Here is a 13,475-nt window from a genome sequence, read left to right as displayed (position 1 = left end):
GCCGCCGCCGTAAACTACGTTGAGCCGAACAGGTCGGTGTGTCGCTCGAATCCGCGCTGGAGGCAGTCGTCACGGACCCGCAGGCACTCGCAGTCTGGGCCGTGCTGGTGGTCGCGTCACTCGTCGCGGTCCGGTACGACCTCGCGGCGAACAACGCCGCGATTCCGCGGCTGATGCGGTGGGTGTGGACGCTCACCGTCCTCTACTCCGGGCCGCTCGGGCTGGCGCTGTACTGGTTCGCCGGCCGCACCCAGATTCCGCACGACTCGCCGTGGCGCCGCGGCGTCCGGTCGGTCGCACACTGCTACTCGGGGTGTGGCGCCGGCGAGGTCCTCGGGGTCGTCGTCACCGTCGGCGTCCTGTCGCTCGGAACCACGTGGGTCGTCGCCGGGACGTTCACCGCGGCGTACGCGTTCGGGATGGCGCTCACCGTCGGGCCGCTCCTGGAGGAGGGGATGGCGTTCCCGGCGGCGTTCCGCGACGCCGTCTACAGCGAAACCGCGAGCATCACCGCGATGGAGGCGACCGCAATCGGCGTCGACCTGTGGCTCGCCGGCGAGGCCGCCATCGGCGACGTCCTGTTCTGGTCGAGCCTCGTGGTGTCGCTCACCGTCGGGCTCGTCGCCGCCTACCCGGTGAACCTCGCGCTCATCCACGTCGGCGTCAAGGAAGGCATGGGGGACCCCGCGGAGATGGGGTGAGACGAGTTCTCACGAGGCGAACGCAGGCCGGTCGGTTTATCAGTGCCCGTCCGCTCGACCCGGTATGGGCTTTGGGAGCTACGACGAGTCCGAGCAGGAACGTCAACAGAACGACGGCGGGGAAGCCGGCGACGGCTCGACGGTCGACGCACACGAGTCCGAACACGATGGGGAGGCGAGCTTCGAGGCGGGCGCCTCGACGGACGACCTCGTCGACCAACTGCAGACGATGAAGGGCGACGACGCCGACGCGGACGACGAGTAACGGCGGCTCGCCGACGACTCGGTTTCTTCTGCCCGAAATTTTCCGAGAACTATCTGTTCGTTGAAACTGTTCTCTACTGCTCGGCGACTCGTGTCAATCCACCGCAGTCTCGCCGTTCGAGGCGCGAATATCAACTCGAATACTCTGCAGGTAACATATATGAGTCACCTTGCTGCTCGTCAGAGTATCCCCCTTCGCATCTGCGAACGGGTGGGAGCACAACGACAAATGTTCGAATTCATTACGGACGAGGAAGAGCGCGGCCAAGTCGGCATCGGGACGCTCATCGTGTTCATCGCGATGGTGCTCGTCGCCGCTATCGCCGCGGGCGTACTCATCAACACGGCTGGGTTCCTCCAGTCGAAAGCGCAAGCGACAGGCGAACAGTCCAGCCAGCAGGTCTCTAACCGCCTCCAGGCGGTTTCGACGACCGGTCACGTCACCGGCAGCGAAACCATCGACAAGGTGAACGTGACGGTGTCTCAGGCGCCCGGCGCCGGCGACATCGACCTCCTGAACGCCACAGTGTCTTGGATCGGGCCGGACGGCACGTACACCCTGACGGAGAGTTCCGTCGGCAGTCCGGCCGACGGCTCATTCACCTACGCGGAGGTCAAGGACGCGGACAACTCCGCGCCCGTCCTGAACGACCCGGACGACCGCGTCAAACTCATCTTCGAACTCGGCAGCGGGAACTTCACCGGTACCCTGTCTGAGGGCGAAGAGGTGACGCTGAAGATCAACACGATGTCCGGCGCGACGACGACGATCCGGGTGCAGGTCCCGCAGTCGCTGAGTTCGAAGAGCGCGGTCGAACTCTAACGGCCCCGGACGACTCCGTCGACGCGGCGTCGACGGCTTTTCTTTCCCACGGACCGAATCCGAAGCACGACCGCCGCGGTCAGTCAGTCGGAGCCTTCCCAGATGTACCGCGTCCCGTAGCTCCGGTAGGGGCGCCACTGCGCCGCGATGTCGCGCATCTCGCTTCGGCTCTCCGCGCCGTACAGCTCCTCGAAGCCGCGGCGCACCGCGAGGTCGCCGAGCGGGAGGACGTCCTCCCGGCCGAGCGTGAAAATCAGGTACATGTGCGCGGACCACTCGCCGATGCCCTTGATTTCGGTGAGCGCCGAGACGACCTCCTCGTCGGACAGGTCGGCGAGGCCTTCGCGAGTGAGGTCGCGGTTGCGGAACGCCTCTGCGGCGTTCCGGAGGTAGTCGACTTTCGTCGCGCTCAGCCCGGCGTCGCGGAGCGCGTCCTCGTCGGCGGCCAGGACCGCCGTCGGCGTCACGTCGTCGCCGACGACGTCGAAGGCCCGTTCACGGATGGCGGCCGCCGACGCCGTGGAGAGCTGCTGGTTGATGATGGAGACGCTGAGCCGCTCGAACTCGTTGTCCGCGGGCACGAACTCGATGCGTCCGTGCGCGTCGATGAGGTCGGCCATGACCGGGTCGTCGCGCACGGACGCGCTCGACGTCGTCGTTCATGCTCCCCCCGTCGGCGGGGCGGTCGGTCGGTGACGGGAGCCTCTCGGTGCGGTGGTCGGCGGGACTGACATCAGCGGACGGAGGCGTCGCGGGGGGAAACGGGTTTCGGCGCGTGAACGGAAACGCCGGTGAACGGGCGGTTCGTTTCGGGTGGTTCGAGGGGAAACGTTCAATCCGGGGCCGCCCAACCACCCGGCTATGGACCCAGAAGAGGTCGAAACCGTCGCCGTGCTCGGCGCCGGGAACATGGGGCACGGAATCGCAGAAGTGGCCGCGCTCGCCGGGTTCGACGTCCGGATGCGCGACATCAACGAGGAGTTCGTCCAGGACGGCTACGAGCAGATCGAGTGGAGCCTCGAAAAGCTCGCGGAGAAGGACCAGATTTCCGAGGGCGACGCGGAGGCCGCGCTGGACCGCGTCACTCCGGTCGTCCCCGTCGAGGACGCCGTCGCGGACGCCGACCTCGTCATCGAGGCGGTGCCGGAGAAGATGGACATCAAGAAGGACGTCTACGCCGACGTCGAAGCGCACGCGCCGGAGCGCGCCGTGTTCGCGTCGAACACGTCGAGCCTGTCCATCACCGAGCTGGCCGAGGAGACGGACCGGCCCGAGCAGTTCTGCGGGATGCACTTTTTCAATCCGCCGGTGCGGATGCAGCTCGTCGAGGTCATCGCCGGCGAGGCAAGCAGCGAGGAGACGCTGTCGCTGGTCGAGGGCGTCGCCGAGCGGATGGGGAAGACGCCGGTCCGCGTCCGCAAGGACTCGCCCGGCTTCATCGTGAACCGCGTGCTGGTCCCGCTGATGAACGAGGCCGCGTGGATGGTCCACGAGGGCGACGCCACAGTCGCCGAGGTCGACTCCACGACGAAGTACGACGTCGGCCTGCCGATGGGGAGCTTCGAACTCGCAGACCAGGTCGGCATCGACGTCGGCTACCACGTCCTCGAGTACATGCACAGCGTCCTCGGCGACGCCTACGAGCCGTGCCCGCTGCTCGAAGAGAAAGTCGACAACGACGAGCTCGGCAAGAAGACCGGCGCCGGGTTCTACGACTACGAGAACGGCGGCGCGGACATCCCCTCCGACGAGATTCGCGAGGACGTCCGGCGGCGCCTGCTGGCCGTGATGGCGAACGAGGTGGCGGCGCTCGTCGGCAACGACGTCGCCGACGCGGAGGCGATCGACCGGGCCGTCAAGCTCGGCGCCGGCTTCCCGGACGGCCCGGCCAAGATGGCCGACGAGGAGGGACTCGACGTGCTGCTCGACACGCTGGCGTCGCTCCACGACGAGACGGGCGCGGCCCGCTACGAGCCGGCCGACACGCTCCAGCGGCTCGTCGCCGCCGACGAAGGCTTCTACGGCGACGGCGGCGGCGAGGAGGGCGGCGTGGAGTACGAGGCGATCCGCGTCGAGCGCGACGGCCGCGTCGGCCGCATCGTCCTCGACCGGCCGCACCGCATGAACACGGTCTCGGAGGAGATGCTGGAAGAACTCGGGCTCGCCGTGGAGGCGCTCGAATCCGACGACGACGTCCGGTCCATCCTCGTCACCGGCGAGGGCGACCGGGCGTTCTCCGCCGGCGCCGACGTGCAGTCGATGGCCGTCGGCGGCAGCGACTCGCTGTCGGCCGTCGAGCTCTCCCGGAAGGGCCAGTCCACGTTCGGGAAACTGGAGTCGTCCGACCTCCCGGTCGTCGCCGCAATCGACGGCTACTGCCTCGGCGGCGGCATGGAACTGGCGACCGCCGCGGACCTCCGCGTCGCCTCCGAGCGCTCCGAACTCGGCCAGCCCGAGCACAACCTCGGGCTGCTCCCCGGGTGGGGCGGCACCCAGCGGCTCAGCAACATCGTCGGCGAGGGCCGCGCGAAGGAGATAATCTTCACCGCCGACCGCTACGACGCCGAGACGATGGAGCGGTACGGCTTCATCAACGAGGTCGTGCCGAACGACCAACTGCAAGAGCGCGGGCTCGAACTCGCCCGCGACCTCGCCGCCGGCCCGCCCATCGCCCAGCGGTACACGAAGCGCGCGATGCACGAGGGCCGCACCGACGAGGACGCCGGCCTCGAAATCGAGGCGATGGCGTTCGGCCACCTCATGAACACCGACGACCTGATGGAGGGCGTCACGGCGTTCATGTCCGACGAGGAACCGGAGTTCGAAGGCAAGTAGTCGGCGCGTAACCGCGCCCACTCGCTGATTTTCGCAGTCCGTCGTTTCGTTGTCGGTCGTTTCGGTGTCTGCCGTTTCTGTGGTGCGTTCCGGCGGTCAGTCGTCGGCGCCGTGGACGTTCCCCGTCGGGTCCCAGCGGAGGTCCACGACCGCCGCCGCGCCGAGGAGGATGAACAGTACGGGGAGGTCGGTGGGGACGCCGACCGCGGCGGCGACGACGCCGAGCAGGCCGAGCGGAATGGCGGCGACGCGCTCGTAGTGCGGCACGCGGTCGTGGACCGCGGGCGCGGCGGCGCCGAGCAGGTACGCGGTCGCTGCGGCGAGCAGCACGGCCTGAAACAGGTCACTTCCCCGCACCACGGCCCGGACTGTCAGTGCCCCACAGACGAGTGCGGCGAGGCCGTAAACCGCGATTCTGTGTCGTTCACGCGGCACGAGCACTCACCCGGTCTGCGTCGCGCTGTTGATGGAGGGCTGGCGTGGACATGGTCGGGTCGTTCGTCTCGCGGTTTCGGCGCCAGTCACTTCACGGTATGCGGAGGTCGCCGTGGACGGACGGGTCGGCGCGGACTCGGGGTCACCACTCGGCGACCGAGCCGTCGGGGCGGCGCCACACCGGGTTGTGCCAGTCGTCGTGGCCGTCGCGCTCCGCGAGGACGTCCTCGTCGACGTCGATGCCGAGCCCGGGGCCGTCCGGCACCGGGACGAAGCCGTCCTCGTACTCGAAGACGGACGGGTCGGCGAGGTAGTCGAGGACGTCGCTGGTCTCGTTGTAGTGGATGTCGAGGCTCTGCTCTTGGATGAGCGCGTTCGGAACCGCCGCGTCGAGTTGCAGGCAGGAGGCGAGCGCGACGGGGCCGAGCGGGCAGTGCGGCGCGACCGACACGTCGTACGCGCCCGCCATCGTCGCGATGCGGTGGCACTCCGTGATGCCGCCGGCGTGGCTCAGGTCCGGCTGGACGACGTCGACGGCGTTCGACTCGAACACCTGCTTGAAGTCGGTCCGGTGGAACATGCGCTCACCGGTCGCGATGGGCGTCGACGTGCTGGCGGCGATGTCGGCGAGCGCGTCGTTGTGTTCGGGGAGCACCGGCTCCTCGATGAAGAACGGGTCGTGCGGTTCGAGCGCCGCGGCGAGCTGTTTCGCGGCGGTCTTGGTCGCGCGGCCGTGGAAGTCGACGCCGATGTCGACGTCGTCGCCGACGGCCTCGCGGACGACGCGGAGCCGCTCGGCCGCCCGCTCGACGGTCGCCGGCGACTCGACGCGCTCCAGCTCCGGCGTCGCGTTCATCTTCAGCGCCGTGAAGCCGGCGTCGACCTTCGCTTCGGCCGCCTCGGCGACGCCCTCGGGGCGGTCGCCGCCGACCCACTGGTAGACGCGGACGCGGTCGCGGACCGGGCCGCCGAGCAGTTCGTGGACCGGCGCGCCGAAGTGTTTGCCTTTGATGTCCCACAGCGCCTGGTCGATACCGGCGATGGCGGACATGAAGACGGGGCCGCCGCGGTAGAAGCCGCCGCGGTACAGCCGCTCCCAGTGGTCGGCGACCGGCAACGGGTCCTCGCCGAGCAGGTAGTCCTCGACGAGCTCAGCCACCGCTTCCTTCACGCTGCGCGTACGCCCCTCGACGACCGGCTCCCCCCAGCCGACCGTGCCGTCGCTCGTCTCGATGCGGAGGAACAGCCAGCGCGGCGGAACCGCGTACAGGTCGTAGTCGACGATCTCCATACCTCGGCGTCTTCGCGCTCCCCCAAAACTCCGCCGAGGTCGTCGCGGACCCCCGGCGAGTCGCCGGCTCGGCTTCGTTCCGGCTCCCGGCCGCCCGGAACGCGGGGAACGTTTACGACGGTGGCCGCCGTCGGCGCGAGCCATGTCGCATCAGTCGACGCTGCTGCTGTTGACGACGCTGGTGCTCGCGGCGTCGCTGCCGCCGGCCGTCCTCGCGGCGTACGGCTTCCGCGACGCCCCGTTCGGCGGGATACTGCGGCCGATACCGGTGGTTCTCGCCGCGTACCTCGTCGTGAATATCCCGATGATTCTCGGCGTCGCGACGCCGGCCGTGTTCCACCTCGTGCTGTCGACGGCGGCCATCGGCGCGGCGCTGCTCGCGGCGGTCCGCGGGGCGCTGCTGCTCAGCGGGAGGTGGTCGCTGTGAACGTCCACGAGGCCGTCCTGCTCGCGCAGGCCGGGGCGCTCACCGCGGTCAGCCTGCTGCTGCTCTACCCGGTGGTCCGGTACGCGCGAAACATCGCGTACACGGAGGCGTTCGTGTCGCTCACTGCCGGCTTCGTGACGCTGACCGCGTCCTACCTCGCGGACCTTGCGGGCGCGCCGTTCGTCAGCAGGGTGCTCGAACTGGCGGCCGCGCTGGCGGTGTTCGTCGGCGTGCTGCTGTTCGCGAAACCGTTCGTCCGCCTCGACCGCGGCGACCTGACCGAGGAGTCGCCGCCGCCCGTCTCCACCGGCGAAGGAGGGTTCACCGATGATAACTGACGGCGACGACTCGGCCGCGACCGACTCCGGCGTCCCGGCGGCGGCGCGGTTCGAACAGACCGCCGCGGCGCTGCGGAGCGACGGCGGGTCCGCGGACGTCGACGCGGCGGGGAGCGAACTCGCGGCGGAGTTCGGCGACGCGACGCTCGTGCTGCTGGAGGCGATGGACTCGCTGGTCGGGTCCGTCCCGACGACCGCGTTCGACAACGCGCTCGTCATCTCGCCGAGCCAGCCGGGGCGCGTCGAGGCCGCCATCGAGCGCCGCGGCGGCGACCCGGGGCAGTGCGGCCACGTCCCGGTGACCGGGTCGCCGGTGTCGTACGACGGGCCGCTGTGGGTGTCGTCGCCGGTCGACCCGAGCGACCTCACCGGCATCTCAGTCCGGGTGTCACAGGCGATGGAGTACGTCAAGCCCGGCGAGGGGTGGCTGCTCTGGGAGGACCTCCAGTTCCTGCTGCTGTACGCCGACCCGTCGAACGTCTACCGGCTCACCTCGCAGGTGCTCGACCGGGCGCGCGGCGGCGACGCGGCGACGGTCGTCGGGCTGAACGCGGCCGCCGCCGAGGAGCGGACCGTCGCGCGGTTCGCCGGCCTGTTCGACCACTACGCGGACCTGCGCTGACCGCCGGCACCGACCGCTTTTTCCGGGCTCGTCGCCGACGTGCGTCCATGACGATGAACGCAGCCGACGTCGAAGCCGCCATCGAAGCCGGCATCGACGACGCAGACGCCACCGTGACGACGCCGCGCGCGCCCGACGAGGAGCACGAGGACCAGCACTTCGCCGCCGTCGTCGTCTCGCCGGCGTTCGAGGGGGAGTCGCTGGTCGCCCAGCACCAGCGCGTGTACGACGCCGTCGGCGACGCGATGACCGAGGAGGTCCACGCGCTCGAAATCAAGACGTTCACGCCCGAGGAGTACGAGGAGTACCGAGAGCAGAACGCCTGAGATGCCGCGGCGACGCGGCCCGGGCGCGACGCTGCCGTTCGTCCGGCACCTCTCCGCCCCGGCGCGGCGGCTGCTGGCCTCGGTCGTCGCGTTCGCCGCGCCGATAGCGGCCGGTGTCGGCGTTCACTCCGTTCTCGCGTCGATGCGGGCCGTCGGCGACGCGCCGCCGATTCCGCCCGCAGCCGCGGGCGCCGCGACGACCGTGGCGCTCTTCGTCGCCGCCGCGGTGTTCGTGCGGGCCAGTCCTGGTGGTCGGGCCGGCGACGACCCGGAGTAGGGCGTCACTCGTCGGCGATGACGACGTCGTCGCCGACGCGGAACCGGTCGCCGCGCGACGACGCCGGCACCTCGGTGTTCACCATCAGCCGGTAGTCGTGGTCGAACCAGTCGCCGCCGCTCCACGGCGGCATCGTCTCCCGGCGTCGCTCGACGAACCGCTCGCGGAACCCCGGCGTCGCCTCCCCGGTGTCAGGGTCGCGGGTCGGGACGACGCAGCGCTGACAGGGGTTCACGCCGTCGAGCGCGACGTCGCCGACGCGGAACCGGACGCGGTCGCCGCGGGAGCCGAACAGCCGGTCCTCCCAGAACGCCTCGGCGGCGTCGACGACGAGGTTCGGTCTGAGCCGGCGCTTCATCTCGGCCGCGTCGACGCCGTCGAACCACGACGCCACCTCGGCGAGCGTCCCCGTGGACACGACGGTCGGCCCGTCCGCCTCCTCGTCGTCCGGGTAGCCCGCCGGGTCTTCGCCGACGACCGAGACGTCGTAGCCCAGGAAGTCCGCGAGCCACGACTCGACGCCGCCGCGGTCGTCGTCGAGGCCGAACTCGGCGGCGGCCGGCGCGTCGTCGTCGCGCGGCGCGGCGAGCCGGACGGTCCGCCGGCCAAGGTCGAAGTCGGCGCTGACGCGGTGGATGCGCCGCTCGTTCTTCCCGTTCACGTAGTCGCCGTCGGCGTCGACCACCGCGAACTCCCGGTCCCTGACGAGGCCGCCGGCGTCGCCGATTCGGGCGTCGTCGACGCCGACGCCGTCCAGCGCCTTCACCGGGTACACCGTGATGCTGTCGAGCGTCGCCGCGGCGGAGTGGTCCATACCCGAGCCAGGAGCCGGCCGGGAGTAAAACTGTGTGCGGTTCGGTCGCGCCCGGCGGCCGAGGACGACGCTGCTGCCGACCGCCGGCCGTGCTGTTCCGGAGCGCCGTTCCCGACGGTTCCTCGGTTCGCCGGGCGCCGCTGCTCGCAGCGTGGCGGGCGCGAAAACGGAAGCGGTCGGCGTGCGGTCAGCGGACCCGGTCGGCGGACGCGGCGGGCGAGCCGGCGTCCGCGACAGGCGCGGTCGTTACTCCTCGTCGTCGGCGTCGTCGCCGCCGTCGTCCGGCAGGTCCTCGACGCGCTCGGCGAGTTCGTCCGCCGTCAGCGTCGTGTAGCCGCCGTCCTCGGTGATAGTCGCCACGCTGAGGTCTGCGGCGGTGAGTTCGTCGTCGGCCTGCAGCAGCGCGCGGAGCGCGAGGTCGACGCCGTCGTCGAGCGCCAGGTCGTCCGCCCAGTGCTCTTCGAGGAAGTCCTGGATGTCCTGTCGGGAGCCGCCGATGGCGGTCGCCTTCCACTCGTGGGGCGTCCCGGACGGGTCGGCGCCGAACAGCCGCGGCTCGCCGTTCTCGATGCCGCCGATGAGCAGCGCGGCGCCGTACGGCCGCGTGCCGCCCATCTGCGTGTTCTCCTGGATGTGGTCGGTGACGTACTTCGTCAGCGTCTCGACGCCGACCGGCTCGCGGTAGCGGAGCCGGTTGCCCTGTGCCATGCGGCGCGCGAAGTCGATGAGCTGCCGGGCGTCGGCGACGTGGCCGGCCGACGCGGTCCCGACGTGGTCGTCGAGCTTGTGCAGCTTCTCGATGGACTCCGACTCCATCAGGCTGGAGGACGCCTGCGCCTGCGCGGCCAGGACGACGCCGTCGGCCGTCCGGATGCCGAGCGACGGCGCGCCGCGCGAAACCGCCTCGCGCGCGTACTCGACCTGGTAGATGCGGCCGTCAGGCGAGAACAGCGACGTCCCGCGGTCGTACGCCTGCTGGTCGTTCCCTCTCATCGGGTCTCACCGACAGCCTGTGTCGTCGCGGTTGCACTCATCGACTCCGGCTAGGTGCTCCCGCCGGAAAAAGCCTCCCTAAAAGGATTTTTAGCCGGCGGCCCGCGCTCCGCCGCGCCGTCCGGTCAGTCGTCCAGTTCCACGACGTCGGCGCCGGGCGCGTTCTCCTTCACGCTCTGGAGCCCTTCGCGCGCCTTCTGTTTGGAGGCGTACCCTTCGCCGGAGTCGGCGATGATGTTCCCGTTGTCGTGGGTCAGATGCCACCGCCACTCGCCGCCGTCGTCCTCGAACAGTTCGAACGTCGCCTTGCTCGGCATACCCCACCACGCGTATTCAGGCACCTAAGCCCTGGCGGCCGCAGCCGAGTTCGGCGACGGAAAACGATTCCGGGTCCGCCGGATTCCGTCGGTGTCCCGCGGCGTCCGCGTTCCGGACACGGATTCGCGGGGTTATCCGTGCGTCCCCGTCTGGTCGGTCGTATGCAGTGGAGAGCGGACCTCCCCGACTCGTGGGACGACGCGCCCGCGGACCCGCCGCAGGTGGAAACGCCGCCGTCGCGAATCGTCCCGACCGAGTCGGGGTTCGTTTTCGAACCGACGAGCGCGCTCGACCGAGTCGACGCCGCGGCGCGCTCGGCGTTCTCGACGCTCGCCTCTCCCGTCGGCCGGACCGCGGTCGAACGGGACCGAACCGTCGCCGCCGGCGACGACGATTCCGACTGACGGACCGCGCAGCCTCAGGGTCGGCGTCCGCGTCGGCGACGGTCCCCGCTACGGCTCCCGGCGTTCGTACGTCACGATGTCGAAGTCGTCGCGGCGTTCGCGGTCGGTTTCGCGCCACGCGGACCAGTCCGGCTCCGGGAAGTAGGTGTCCCCCTCGTAGCGGTCGTGCAGTTCCGTGACCACCATGCGGTCGGCGCGGTCGAGGAACTGTTCGTACACCGCGCCGCCGCCGGCGACGTAGGCGGCGTCGGCGCCGGTCGATTCCGCGGCGTCGACCGCGGCGTCGACGGAGTCGGCGACCACGACGTCGTCCGGGAGGTCCGGCTCCGACCGCGACAGGACGATGTTGGTCCGGCCGGGGAGCGGGCCGCCGAGGTCGCGCGCGATGGACTCGTAGGTGCGCCGCCCCACGATGACCGGGTGGCCGGTCGTCGTCTCCTTGAAGTGCCGGAGGTCGGCCGGGAGGTGCCACGGGATGTCGCCGTCCGCGCCGATGACGCCGTTGTCGGCGACGGCGACGATGAGGACCAGGTCCACGGCTACTCCGCGACCGCGAACCGGATGCCCGGCGCCGGGTCGTACTCCGACAGCCGGATGTCGTCGAACGTCAGTTCCTCCAGGGGCTTGTCGGCGACGTCGATGGTCGGCCGGTCGCGCGGCTCCCGCGAGAGCTGTTCGAGCATCCCCGGGACGTGGTCGTAGTCCTCCTCGCCGTCGGCTTCCGGCGGCGCCTCGGACTCCAGCCAGTCGGCGACGTCGCGGAACCCGTCGCGGTCGTCGACGGCGGCGACGCGGTCGGAGAGCCGGTCGAGGTTGTCGGCGTACCAGTCGCCGCGGTCGCCGGTGCCGCAGTAGATGTGGGTGTCGACGATGCTGTGAGCAAACTCGCCGGGCTCGAACCCGGTTCGCTGTGCGACCGCGGTCAGCAGGATGCTGTAGGCGGCGACGTTGAACGGGACGCCGAGTGCGACGTCGCCCGACCGCTGAGTCAGGTGCAGGTTCAGCCGGTCGCCCTGGACGTTGAACACGAACGTGTAGTGACATGGCGGCAGCGTCGACACCGTCGCGTTCGCGGGGTGCCAGGCGTTCACGACGATGCGGCGGGACTGCGGGTTCTCCTCCAGCGTGTCGAGCACGTACTGGAGCTGGTCGAAGGTGCGTTCGTCGTCGTTCATCCACCGGTGGTCGTCGTCCGGCCACGTCTCGCCGGTCAGCCCCTCCTCCGGCACCGGGAACCGCCGCCAGAACCGGCCGTAGGCGGTGTCGAGGTGGCCCTCGTCGTCGGCCCACGCGTCCCAGATGCCGGTCTCCTCGCGCAGATTCCGGACGTGCTCCTCGCCGGAGAGATACCACAGCAGTTCGTGGATCAGCGAGTTCCAGCGGAACCCGGAGAGGTCCTTCGTCGTCAGCAGCGGGAACCCCTCGGCGAGGTCGACCGTGTAGTGCTCGGAGAACGACGAAATCGTGTCGACACCGGTCCGGTTCGGCTTGTGCGAGCCGTCGCGCAGAACGCGTTCGGCGGTGTCGAGGTACTGCTTCATACTCCATCCGCGCGCGGCGACACTAAAAATCCTCACGCCACGGCCTTCCCCGCCGCAGTCGTCCCGCAGTCGTCGCGGTGCAGCCTCGGCCCGCGCGGCGTCGAAGGGGAACACGAAAGGCGCCGGGGCGCCCAGACGGACACATGATTCGGAACCTCGCCGCCGGCGTCCAGTCGTTCACCAGCAACGCCTTCCTGGTCTCCGGGCCGGCCTCCGAGGCGGCAGGGGCCGCGGACGACGACGGCGACCACGGCCGCCGCGTCCTCGTCGACACCGGGTCGAACTTCGACGTCGCCGCGGCGGTCCGCGAACACGTCGGCGACCTCGACGCGGTGGTGCTGACGCACACGCACCCGGACCACATCGGGACGCTCGCGGACGTCCGCGAGGCGTTCGACGTGGAGACGTGGGGGTTCGACCCGAGCCAGCCGGCCGTCGACAACGAACTCCCTGACGGCGAAACGGTGCGGCTCGGCACCGCGTCGTTCGAGGCGCTCCACACGCCCGGCCACAAGGACGACCACATCTGCCTGTTCAGCGACGAGACCGGCGCGCTGTTCGCCGGCGACCTCGTCTTTGAGAACGGCGGCTTCGGCCGCACCGACCTGGCGGAGGGCGACCGCGACCTGCTCGTCGACAGCATCGACCGGCTCCGCGACCGCGTCGGCGACGACGTCACCGAACTCCACGCCGGCCACGGACCGAGCGTCACGACCGACCCGGCGCACGACGTCGACCTCGCCGCACAGGCCGCACGGATGCGGTAGCCGCGTCGGCCCGGACCGCCCCTGTGAACTGCTAGCAGACCGCTGCTCAACCTTTAACAGCGTCCCGGGCGAACAGCCGTTCGGAGGGACATTACAATGAGCGAGTACGAACTTGATCCGTTGCCGTACGAGTACGACGCGCTGGAGCCGCACATTTCAGAGCAGGTGCTGACGTGGCATCACGACACGCACCATCAGGGGTACGTGAACGGCTGGAACAGTGCGGAGGAGACGCTGGAGGCGAACCGTGAGTCCGGGGACGTGTCGTCGTCTGCGGGCGCGATTCGGGACGTGACGCA

General features: G+C 70.2%; 18 protein-coding genes and 2 pseudogenes. 12 read left to right on the top strand and 8 right to left on the bottom strand.

Annotation, left to right across the window (positions count from 1 at the left end):
* Positions 1 to 38: 38 nt before the first annotated feature.
* The 3 genes from ACQUS7_RS00100 to ACQUS7_RS00090 all read left to right on the top strand — a co-directional run bounded on the left by ACQUS7_RS00100 (position 39) and on the right by ACQUS7_RS00090 (position 1,788).
* Positions 39 to 701: a DUF4396 domain-containing protein gene (locus ACQUS7_RS00100; protein WP_435129132.1), complete on the top strand. Its 663-nt coding sequence runs from the start codon at positions 39 to 41 to the stop codon at positions 699 to 701.
* 64 nt (positions 702 to 765) lie between these two features.
* A complete protein-coding gene (locus ACQUS7_RS00095) occupies positions 766 to 966 on the top strand; it encodes a DUF5786 family protein (RefSeq protein WP_435129134.1) in 201 nt (66 codons plus the stop codon).
* A gap of 228 nt (positions 967 to 1,194) precedes the next feature.
* Entirely contained in the window at positions 1,195 to 1,788 is a 594-nt protein-coding gene (locus tag ACQUS7_RS00090) for an archaellin/type IV pilin N-terminal domain-containing protein (protein WP_435143297.1), read from the top strand.
* 83 nt (positions 1,789 to 1,871) lie between these two features.
* On the opposite strand, the gene ACQUS7_RS00085 is transcribed toward ACQUS7_RS00090, so the two are convergent.
* Positions 1,872 to 2,408, bottom strand: coding sequence for a DNA-3-methyladenine glycosylase family protein (locus ACQUS7_RS00085; RefSeq protein WP_435145203.1), 537 nt, complete (start codon positions 2,406 to 2,408; stop codon positions 1,872 to 1,874).
* 241 nt (positions 2,409 to 2,649) lie between these two features.
* Here ACQUS7_RS00085 and ACQUS7_RS00080 point away from each other — a divergent pair, with 241 nt between their 5' ends.
* The gene (locus ACQUS7_RS00080) at positions 2,650 to 4,623 is read left to right on the top strand and encodes a 3-hydroxyacyl-CoA dehydrogenase/enoyl-CoA hydratase family protein (RefSeq protein WP_435129142.1); all 1,974 of its coding nucleotides are present in this window, start codon (positions 2,650 to 2,652) and stop codon (positions 4,621 to 4,623) included.
* 96 nt (positions 4,624 to 4,719) lie between these two features.
* On the opposite strand, the gene ACQUS7_RS00075 is transcribed toward ACQUS7_RS00080, so the two are convergent.
* On the bottom strand, positions 4,720 to 4,983 hold the full coding sequence (locus ACQUS7_RS00075; protein ID WP_435129145.1) for a hypothetical protein: 264 nt from the start codon (positions 4,981 to 4,983) through the stop codon (positions 4,720 to 4,722).
* Between the two features lie 217 nt (positions 4,984 to 5,200).
* The gene (gene dgoD / locus ACQUS7_RS00070) at positions 5,201 to 6,349 is read right to left on the bottom strand and encodes a galactonate dehydratase (RefSeq protein WP_435143294.1); all 1,149 of its coding nucleotides are present in this window, start codon (positions 6,347 to 6,349) and stop codon (positions 5,201 to 5,203) included.
* A 142-nt stretch (positions 6,350 to 6,491) separates the two neighbouring features.
* On the opposite strand from dgoD, the gene ACQUS7_RS00065 reads away from it, so the two are divergent.
* The 5 genes from ACQUS7_RS00065 to ACQUS7_RS00045 are packed head-to-tail and all read left to right on the top strand — an operon-like array spanning position 6,492 to position 8,339.
* Positions 6,492 to 6,776: a hypothetical protein gene (locus ACQUS7_RS00065; RefSeq protein WP_435129150.1), complete on the top strand. Its 285-nt coding sequence runs from the start codon at positions 6,492 to 6,494 to the stop codon at positions 6,774 to 6,776.
* Entirely contained in the window at positions 6,773 to 7,114 is a 342-nt protein-coding gene (locus ACQUS7_RS00060; protein WP_435129152.1) for a hypothetical protein, read from the top strand. Before ACQUS7_RS00065 ends, ACQUS7_RS00060 begins: the two co-directional genes overlap by 4 nt.
* Positions 7,104 to 7,736: a DUF7504 family protein gene (locus tag ACQUS7_RS00055; protein ID WP_435143290.1), complete on the top strand. Its 633-nt coding sequence runs from the start codon at positions 7,104 to 7,106 to the stop codon at positions 7,734 to 7,736. Before ACQUS7_RS00060 ends, ACQUS7_RS00055 begins: the two co-directional genes overlap by 11 nt.
* Before the next feature lie 53 nt (positions 7,737 to 7,789).
* Entirely contained in the window at positions 7,790 to 8,062 is a 273-nt protein-coding gene (locus ACQUS7_RS00050; RefSeq protein ID WP_435129358.1) for a BolA family protein, read from the top strand.
* A gap of 1 nt (position 8,063) precedes the next feature.
* Positions 8,064 to 8,339 carry a hypothetical protein gene (locus ACQUS7_RS00045; protein WP_435143287.1) on the top strand — a complete coding sequence of 92 codons (276 nt, stop codon included), beginning with the start codon at positions 8,064 to 8,066 and terminating at the stop codon, positions 8,337 to 8,339.
* 4 nt (positions 8,340 to 8,343) lie between these two features.
* Here ACQUS7_RS00045 and ACQUS7_RS00040 read toward each other — a convergent pair whose 3' ends face one another.
* The 3 genes and pseudogenes from ACQUS7_RS00040 to ACQUS7_RS00030 form a co-directional block, all read right to left on the bottom strand.
* A complete protein-coding gene (locus ACQUS7_RS00040; RefSeq protein ID WP_435143284.1) occupies positions 8,344 to 9,153 on the bottom strand; it encodes an MOSC domain-containing protein in 810 nt (269 codons plus the stop codon).
* Between the two features lie 246 nt (positions 9,154 to 9,399).
* Positions 9,400 to 10,146, bottom strand: a complete 747-nt coding sequence (gene psmA, locus ACQUS7_RS00035) for an archaeal proteasome endopeptidase complex subunit alpha (RefSeq protein ID WP_435129162.1) — start codon at positions 10,144 to 10,146, stop codon at positions 9,400 to 9,402.
* Between the two features lie 125 nt (positions 10,147 to 10,271).
* Positions 10,272 to 10,457 (bottom strand): annotated as a pseudogene (locus ACQUS7_RS00030) (HVO_2922 family protein); the annotation flags it as partial.
* A 168-nt stretch (positions 10,458 to 10,625) separates the two neighbouring features.
* On the opposite strand from ACQUS7_RS00030, the gene ACQUS7_RS00025 reads away from it, so the two are divergent.
* On the top strand, positions 10,626 to 10,868 hold the full coding sequence (locus ACQUS7_RS00025; RefSeq protein ID WP_435143279.1) for a hypothetical protein: 243 nt from the start codon (positions 10,626 to 10,628) through the stop codon (positions 10,866 to 10,868).
* 48 nt (positions 10,869 to 10,916) lie between these two features.
* Here ACQUS7_RS00025 and ACQUS7_RS00020 read toward each other — a convergent pair whose 3' ends face one another.
* Both ACQUS7_RS00020 and thyA read right to left on the bottom strand, forming a co-directional pair.
* Complete coding sequence (locus ACQUS7_RS00020) at positions 10,917 to 11,405, bottom strand: dihydrofolate reductase (RefSeq protein WP_435143276.1); 489 nt, start codon at positions 11,403 to 11,405, stop codon at positions 10,917 to 10,919.
* 2 nt (positions 11,406 to 11,407) lie between these two features.
* Positions 11,408 to 12,409, bottom strand: coding sequence for a thymidylate synthase (thyA, locus tag ACQUS7_RS00015; RefSeq protein ID WP_435143273.1), 1,002 nt, complete (start codon positions 12,407 to 12,409; stop codon positions 11,408 to 11,410).
* A gap of 143 nt (positions 12,410 to 12,552) precedes the next feature.
* Here thyA and ACQUS7_RS00010 point away from each other — a divergent pair, with 143 nt between their 5' ends.
* Both ACQUS7_RS00010 and sod read left to right on the top strand, forming a co-directional pair.
* Entirely contained in the window at positions 12,553 to 13,176 is a 624-nt protein-coding gene (locus ACQUS7_RS00010) for an MBL fold metallo-hydrolase (protein ID WP_435143270.1), read from the top strand.
* A 96-nt stretch (positions 13,177 to 13,272) separates the two neighbouring features.
* Positions 13,273 to 13,475: pseudogene (gene sod, locus ACQUS7_RS00005) on the top strand (superoxide dismutase [Mn]); the annotation flags it as partial.

Source organism: Halobaculum sp. P14 (genome assembly GCF_051195155.1).
Taxonomy (GTDB): domain Archaea; phylum Halobacteriota; class Halobacteria; order Halobacteriales; family Haloferacaceae; genus JBNTKA01.
Note: the sequence above shows the minus strand (reverse complement) of the source record. Positions and strands in the feature narration are given on the sequence as shown.

Bases quoted from the DNA above. Each gene is read 5' to 3' on its own strand.
- ACQUS7_RS00080 (WP_435129142.1), top strand. From the start codon at position 2,650: ATGGACCCAGAAGAGGTCGAAACCGTCGCCGTGCTCGGCGCCGGGAAC.
- ACQUS7_RS00010 (WP_435143270.1), top strand. From the start codon at position 12,553: ATGATTCGGAACCTCGCCGCCGGCGTCCAGTCGTTCACCAGCAACGCC.
- ACQUS7_RS00055 (WP_435143290.1), top strand. From the start codon at position 7,104: ATGATAACTGACGGCGACGACTCGGCCGCGACCGACTCCGGCGTCCCG.
- ACQUS7_RS00085 (WP_435145203.1), bottom strand. From the start codon at position 2,408: ATGGCCGACCTCATCGACGCGCACGGACGCATCGAGTTCGTGCCCGCG.
- ACQUS7_RS00025 (WP_435143279.1), top strand. From the start codon at position 10,626: ATGCAGTGGAGAGCGGACCTCCCCGACTCGTGGGACGACGCGCCCGCG.
- thyA (WP_435143273.1), bottom strand. From the start codon at position 12,409: ATGAAGCAGTACCTCGACACCGCCGAACGCGTTCTGCGCGACGGCTCG.
- ACQUS7_RS00065 (WP_435129150.1), top strand. From the start codon at position 6,492: ATGTCGCATCAGTCGACGCTGCTGCTGTTGACGACGCTGGTGCTCGCG.
- ACQUS7_RS00050 (WP_435129358.1), top strand. From the start codon at position 7,790: ATGAACGCAGCCGACGTCGAAGCCGCCATCGAAGCCGGCATCGACGAC.
- ACQUS7_RS00040 (WP_435143284.1), bottom strand. From the start codon at position 9,153: ATGGACCACTCCGCCGCGGCGACGCTCGACAGCATCACGGTGTACCCG.
- ACQUS7_RS00095 (WP_435129134.1), top strand. From the start codon at position 766: ATGGGCTTTGGGAGCTACGACGAGTCCGAGCAGGAACGTCAACAGAAC.
- psmA (WP_435129162.1), bottom strand. From the start codon at position 10,146: ATGAGAGGGAACGACCAGCAGGCGTACGACCGCGGGACGTCGCTGTTC.
- ACQUS7_RS00045 (WP_435143287.1), top strand. From the start codon at position 8,064: ATGCCGCGGCGACGCGGCCCGGGCGCGACGCTGCCGTTCGTCCGGCAC.
- dgoD (WP_435143294.1), bottom strand. From the start codon at position 6,349: ATGGAGATCGTCGACTACGACCTGTACGCGGTTCCGCCGCGCTGGCTG.
- ACQUS7_RS00090 (WP_435143297.1), top strand. From the start codon at position 1,195: ATGTTCGAATTCATTACGGACGAGGAAGAGCGCGGCCAAGTCGGCATC.